The sequence below is a fragment of the Saccharothrix sp. NPDC042600 genome, assembly GCF_040647305.1.
GTDB lineage: Bacteria > Actinomycetota > Actinomycetes > Mycobacteriales > Pseudonocardiaceae > Actinosynnema > Actinosynnema mutabilis.
The window spans coordinates 23,438-30,191 of the sequence record NZ_JBEZBW010000101.1; the positions used below are offsets into that span (position 1 = coordinate 23,438).

4 protein-coding genes are annotated in these 6,754 nt (G+C 71.8%); 3 read left to right on the top strand and 1 reads right to left on the bottom strand.

Features of this window, described 5'->3' with window-relative positions:
- Window positions 1–12: 12 nt before the first annotated feature.
- Entirely contained in the window at window positions 13–1,176 is a 1,164-nt protein-coding gene (locus AB0A74_RS35585) for an MFS transporter (RefSeq protein WP_358256568.1), read from the top strand.
- A 65-nt stretch (window positions 1,177–1,241) separates the two neighbouring features.
- On the opposite strand, the gene AB0A74_RS35590 is transcribed toward AB0A74_RS35585, so the two are convergent.
- Window positions 1,242–2,414 carry an acyl-CoA dehydrogenase family protein gene (locus AB0A74_RS35590; protein ID WP_358256570.1) on the bottom strand — a complete coding sequence of 391 codons (1,173 nt, stop codon included), beginning with the start codon at window positions 2,412–2,414 and terminating at the stop codon, window positions 1,242–1,244.
- 274 nt (window positions 2,415–2,688) lie between these two features.
- On the opposite strand from AB0A74_RS35590, the gene AB0A74_RS35595 reads away from it, so the two are divergent.
- Together AB0A74_RS35595 and AB0A74_RS35600 are read left to right on the top strand one after the other, a co-directional pair.
- Window positions 2,689–3,852, top strand: coding sequence for an acyl-CoA dehydrogenase family protein (locus tag AB0A74_RS35595; RefSeq protein WP_358256572.1), 1,164 nt, complete (start codon window positions 2,689–2,691; stop codon window positions 3,850–3,852).
- Between the two features lie 790 nt (window positions 3,853–4,642).
- Complete coding sequence (locus AB0A74_RS35600) at window positions 4,643–6,553, top strand: BTAD domain-containing putative transcriptional regulator (RefSeq protein WP_358256574.1); 1,911 nt, start codon at window positions 4,643–4,645, stop codon at window positions 6,551–6,553.
- The last annotated feature ends 201 nt before the right edge of the window (window positions 6,554–6,754 follow it).

The window sequence follows — 6,754 nt, forward strand, 5'->3', positions numbered from 1 at the left end:
CAAGGCGCACTGGTGAAACAGCTCATCCCGTTGGCGGTGGCCCTCTTCGCGGTCGGCACCGACGGCTTCGTCATCGCGGGCCTGCTGCCGCAGATCGCGACCGACCTCGGGGTCGGCGTCTCCGCCGCCGGCCAACTCGTCACCGCGTTCGCGCTCGCGTTCGCCGTGTCCGCGCCGGTCCTGGGCGCGATGACCAGCGCGATGGACCGCCGCACGGCCCTGCTGGTCGCCCTGGCGATCTTCGTCGTCGGCAACGCCCTCACCGCCGTCGGCCCGAACTACACCATCGTGATGATCGCCCGCGTGGTCACCGCGTTCGGCGCGGGCCTGATCGGCGCGGCGGCGTTCAGCGCGGCGGCGGCCATCGCGCCCGAGGAGCGGCGCGGTCGGGCGCTGGCGTTCGTGATGGGCGGCCTCACGCTGGCCATCGCGTTCGGCCTGCCCGCGGGCACGCTCATCGGCGGCGCGGACTGGCGGCTCACGCTGTGGGCGGTCGCGGCGCTGGGCGTGGTGGCCGCGGTGGGCATCGCGATCGCGCTGCCGTCGATCTCGCTGCCCGCCGACAGCCTGTCCGCCCGCCTGGAGCCGCTGCGCCAGCCGTGGGTGTTCGGCGTGCTGTCGGTGACGGTGATGGCGCTGGCGGGCACGCACCTGCTCTACACCTACATCAGCCCGGCGCTGGAGGGCGCGACGGCCGGCTCGACCACGACGCTGACCGTCATCCTGCTGGCCTGGGGCGTCGGCAACATGATCGGCAACAACGTGGCCGGCCGCCTGGCCGACCGCTACCCGCCGCACCGGGTCGTCTCCGGCGGTCTGGCCGCCGCGGCGCTCATGCTCGGCGTGAGCCCGCTGGTGGTCGGCAGCCTGGTGCCCGCGGTCGTGTGGGCGGTGCTGTGGGGCATCACGGTGTCGCTGCCGGTCGTGCCGCAGCAAAGCCGGTTCGTGGCGTACGCGCCCAGCGCGTCCGCGGTGCTGCTGGGCCTGAACTCGTCGGCGATCTACGTCGGCATCGCGGTCGGCGGCGCGCTCGGCGGCCTGCTCCAGGAGCAGTTGACGCCCGCCCGGCTCGGCCTGGTGGCGGCGGCGGTCAGCCTCCTCGGGGTGCTGCTCAACGCGCCCACGGTCAAGCGGCGGACGGCGGCGGCCCCGGAGCCCGCACCGGTCACCGGCTGACCTCCCCCGAGCACGGCGGAACGGGCGGTCACCTCCACGGCGACCGCCCGTTCCGCTGGTGGACCTCAGAAGGCGCCGTCGGCGTCGAGGCCGAGGATCGCCCGCCCGTACAGCTCCATGTTCGTGGTGAGCAGGGACAGCCCGTGCAACGAGAGACCCTGGATGTCGCGGTGGAACCGCTGGATCGGAACGGACAGCATGATGGCCGAGGCGCCGCTGGCGTTGTAGAGCGTCTCCACGGCCTCGCGGGACAACTGCATGGCGTAGGCGCTGTCGCCGCGCACCTTCGCCTTCTCCAGCGACGTCAGCTCCACGCCCTCGTCGGCGCGGCGCTGGATCAGCTCGACCACCCCGGCCGACAGGGCCTCCGCGGCCGTGATCCTCGACGCGGCGGTGGCGACCTGGATCTGGGTCAGCGGGTGCCGGCTCTGGTCGGTCCACTCGGTGTAGGTGATGCCGCGGCCGGGGAGCCGGTCGAGGAACAGCTCGTAGGCGCCCCGCGCGATGCCGATGTAGACCGACACCGACTGGGCCACCGCGAACTCGCCGAGCGTGTACTGGCGGTTGGTGGTGCCCGGCTCGGACCGGCTGCCGACGCCCTCCATCACCACTTCCAGCTTCTGCACCCGGTGGGCGGGCACGAAGACGTCCTTGGCGCGGCTGGTCGCGCTGCCGGTGGCGGCGACGGAGGAGACCTTCCAGTCGTCGTCGATGGTCAGCTCGGACATCGGCACGACCATGGCGACCTGGTCGGTGGTGCCGTCGGGCAGGGTGCGCATGGCGCTGATGCCGTTCCAGTCCGCGCCCCGGCAGCCGGTGTTGAACCGCCAGAACCCGTTGAGCAGGTAGCCGCCGTCGGTCGGGGTCAGCGTCGCGGTCGGGGTGAACACGCCGGAGACGCGCACGTCCGGGTCGGCGAACACCTCGCCGCGGGTCTGCTCGTTGTGGCCGCGCGCGACCCACGAGCTGGCCAGCCACACCGACGCGACCCAGGCCGTGGAGCCGCAGCCGCGGGCGATCTCGGTGAGCACCGCGTTCTGCTGCGCCAGCGAGGCGTCGACCCCGCCGTGCTGCCGCTCGGTCGCCATGCGGAACACGCCGGCCTTGTGCAGGAGCTGGAGGTTCTCCTCGGGCACCCAGCGGTCCTGCTCGGCTTGGAGACCGTTCTGCCGCAGCGTGGGCACGATGTCCCGCACCGCGTCCAGCACGGCGGTGACTTCGAGTTCGGCCGTCGTCATAGGAAGTCCTTCACTTCTCGCTCATCGCGGATCGACTGTCTCTGCGGTCGAGCATGCGCGAGCGGACACCCCCGCCGGTCTCGCCCGGGTAATCGGGCGCACTGTGCGACAACGGTTCCGGACAGTCCCTTGTGGACGGTCAGTGGCCACCGTGGCCGTCGTCGGTCATCTGGCGGTAACGCCGGCGGCACTGCGCCGGGCAAGACCGGGCAGTGCCGCGCGGTCGGTAGACCTGGGTCGACAACGGTGGGAATTGCGACCCGTGGGAGCGGAAATGACCGTGGATGGCGACCTGGCGCCCGTGCTGGACGCGGTGCGCAGCATCGTCCCGGTGCTGCGCAGGAACGGCGAGGAGTCCGAGGCGCGGCGCTGGATCGTGGACGAGAACGTCCAGCTGCTGGACAAGGCGGGCGTGTTCCGCATGGCCACGCCGCGCCGGTTCGGCGGGCTGGACCTGAGCGTCGCCGACCAGGCGAAGGTGCTCACGGAGATCTCGCGCGGCTGCCCGTCGACCGGCTGGGTGTCGTTCGTGTGGCTGACCAGCGACTGGACCGCGACGCTGTACCCGGACCGCACGCAGGAGGAGGTGTTCGCCGCGAGTTCGGTGCGCATCTCCAGCGCGTTCGCCCCGACCGGGACCGTGCAGCCGGTCGAGGGCGGTTACCGGCTGTCCGGGACGTGGCGCTACAACTCCGGCTGCAAGGGCGCGGACTGGAACTTCGTGGCCGCCATGCGCGGCGAGCACGACGAGGTCATGGCCATCGTGCCGATGTCGGACCTGACCACGGAGGACGACTGGGACGTCACCTCCGGCTCGGCGACCGGCAGCGTCACGTCCAAGGCCGACGACGTCTTCGTGCCCGAGCACCGGGTGGTCGGCTTCGGCGACGCGTTCGCGGGCACCACGGGCGACCGGTCCAACACCGGCGCCACCGGCCGCAACTACGCCCTGCTGTCGTTCGTGATGGCCGAGGCGGCGGCGGTGTTCCTGGGCATCGCGAAGGGCGCTTACGACCTGTTCGTGGAGCGGGTGCACGGCCGGGGCATCACCTACACGAACTGGACCGACCAGAGCGCCCACCCGCTGACCCAGGTCCAGGTGGCGACCGCGGCCAACAAGATCGCCGCCGCCGAGGGCATGGCCGCGGGCTGGCTGGAGGTCATCCAGGGCCGGGCGGACGCGGGCGAGCAGCCGACCGACACCGAGAAGGCCGTGATCCGCGGCCAGGTCGGGTACGCGATCCAGCTCTGCAAGGAGGCGGTGGAGCTGCTCTACAGCGTCAGCGGCGGGTCGGTGATCCGGCGCGACGTGCCGATGCAGCGCTTCCACCGCGACATCCAGGGCTTCTCGCAGCACGCCCTGGCCGCGCTGAACCCGAACCTGGAGGTGCAGGGCCGCGTCCTGCTGGGCCTGGACCCGGACACCTACTTCCTCTGACGCGCCCCGGCGCCGGCCCGGCCGGCGCGCGACGACCCCCGATGCGACACACGGCACCGGGGGTTGTCGGTATGCGCGCGAAACCGTCTCGCCGTTGTGCGTGGACGCGCCGAATTCGGTCAAGTGGATACAAGTTCACTAGATCGGAGTACAAAGGTATCCGTGGGTGCACGCAGGGTGCTGCCGATAATGGGTTGAGACGGGCGTGCCGGTCCTCCGGACCTGTTAATCTGCCCATATCGCCGCCGCGGCGGCAAGGGGAATCCGGGTCGCGACGGTGGTGGCCACGCAGGGTGATCGCGCAGTGCGCGGTCATCGGGTGGCAACGGCGTGGTCGCGGTTTTGTCCACGCCGAGGAGGAACCGGTTGTCGGTCGGCGGTGGGAGGTGGACGGGTGGCTCGCGGCGTTGTCCGCAAGAAGTCGGTGTCCGCCATCACAGCAGGCTGGGCGCGGTCGGACCTGCCGAGACGGGGCGTGGCGCGCCTACGATCGCGGGTGTTCGACGCGTTCGGTGAAAGGTCTGTACCAGTGGGCGGTGGGTTCTCCCGGCTCCACGTGATCGAGGGGGGAGTGTGATGACCGGTCGGTTTCCCGTCCGAGTGGTAAATCCTCGCGGGTTCACCCGACCGTGTGCGACCGAGAACCGAAGCGGTTAATTTTTCCTGGGGGAATCAGATGTTCTTTCGAGTTCTAGGTCCACTGGAATGGTGGGACAGGGGGGAGACGGTACAGCTCGGCGGCATCAAACAGCGGTCCGCGCTCGGTTTCCTCTTGTTACACCCCAACCAGGTGGTCGCGACGAGCAGGTTGGTCGACGCGCTGTGGACGGGCGAGGACGTGCCCGCCTCGGCGCGCAAGGTGCTGCAGAACGCGGTCTGGGGGCTCCGCGGCATCCTCGCGGGCACCGCGGACGCCTCGCGGTCGATCGACCTCCAGACCCGGGCGCCGGGCTACCGGCTCAGCGCCGACCCCGACCAGATCGACCTGTTCCGGTTCCGCCGGCTGGTCGCCGAGGGGCAGGCCGAGCTGGCGGCCGGCGCCCCGGAGCGGGCGGTGCGGCTGCTGCGCGACGCGTTGGCGCTGTGGCGGGGGCCGGTGCTGGCCGACCTCGTCGAGACCGGCGTCACCTGGCCCGAGCTGTCGCTCATCCAGGGGTCGCGGTACACCGCGATGGAAGACCTGTTCGAGGCCGAGCTGTCGTGCGGCAACCACTACGCGGTCCTCGGCGACCTGGAGGCGCTGCTGGACGCGGAGCCGTTCCGGGAACGCGTGTGCGCGCAGCTGATGCTGGCGCTCTACCGGTGCGGCAGGCAGGCCGACGCGCTCAACGTGTACTCCCGCCTGCGCACGACGATGGTCGACGAGCTGGGGCTGGAACCCGGGCGGGAGTTGCAGGAGTTGCAACAGCTCATCCTCGCCCAGTCGCCCACGCTGGCGCTGCCCGGCCGGATCGCGGTCGTGCCGCCGCGCGCCGCGCCCGCCGCCGAGGTCGCCCCGTCCCGCCCGCAGGCGGTGCGGGTCGAACGCGCCACCGCGGTGATCTTCCGCGCCGAGGCGGTGGGCGGGTTCGGCGGTGTGTCCAGTGTGGACGACATGCTGGCGGGCCTGGGTTCGACCATCCGCGCGGAGACCGCCCAGCTCTCCGGTGAGGTGGTGGCGTCGATCGGCGACTTCACGGTGGCCCTGTTCCGGGGCCAGGGGCACGCCAAGCGGGCGGTCCTCGCGGCCCTGGCCGTCCGGGAGAACGCCAAGCGCCCGGACATCGGCGACCACCCGCCGGTGCGCACGGCCGTGGCCTCCGGCGAGACCCGGCCGGGCGAGGACCCGACCGGCCTGCCGTCGGTCAACGGGACGCTGATGCTCAAGTGCCAGTCGCTGCTGCGCTTCGCCGCGCCGGGCGACATCCTGGTGTGCGACGACACCCGCGCGGCGACCAGCGCGGTGGCGTCCTACACCAGGGTCGGCGACCCGGACGACGGCTGGCGCGTCCGGTCCCGCCGGGCACCGATAGCGGCGTCCCCGGCCACCGGCCACGAGCCGGAGCTGGACGTGCTGGAGAGCCTGCTGGACTGGGTGATCCGCCGCGCCCGACCGCACCTGGTCTCCGTGCTGGGCGGTCCGGGCAGCGGCAAGAGCGAGTTCCTGTCGGCGTTCCAGGCCCGGATCTCCCGGGACGGCGCGGACGGGCCACTGGCGGTGCGGATGCCGCCGTTCGCGGGCGCCTGGGGGCTCCGCGCGTGCATCCTCGCGGCCTGCTGCGGCATCGAACCGGGTGACTCGCCGTCGGTCACCCGGGAGAAGCTGGAGCTGACCGTGCGCCAGTGGTGCGGCGACAAGGGCCGGGTCGGGGCGACCGTGGAAAGCCTCTCCCTGTTCCTGGAGCCGGGCGACGACGGCTACCGCCTGGAAGGCAGGCAGGAAGCCGCGAGGGAGTGGAGTTCCCTGGTGACGCGGATCGCGATGGACCGACCGGTGGTCGTGTTCATCGACGACCTGCACACCACGGACGACGCCCTGCTGGACTTCATCGAGGGCTTGGCGGACTCCGTCGGCGCGGTACCAGTGATGGTCATCGCCGCCGCCCGGCCCGAACTGCTGGACCGCAGGGCCGACTGGGGCGGCGGGAGGCTGCACGGAACGATGATGACGCTGGACCGCAAAAGGCGTGAGGAGGACCGGCTGAGCCGAGCCGTCTCCTGACCTGCTCTCCGCAGTAGACCGGTCGTCCACGGTCGGTCGGGCCATCCCGTCGGGTGCGGGGTGGCCCTTCGCGCAAACACCGCATGCGCGAAGCGCAAGGCCTTCAGCGGCGAAGCCGCCGGCGGGCAGTCCACCGGAGGGGACACAACCCAAGCCGGGCTTCTTGCTTGTGTCATCTCCGTATGGCCCGCCCGAAGGGCT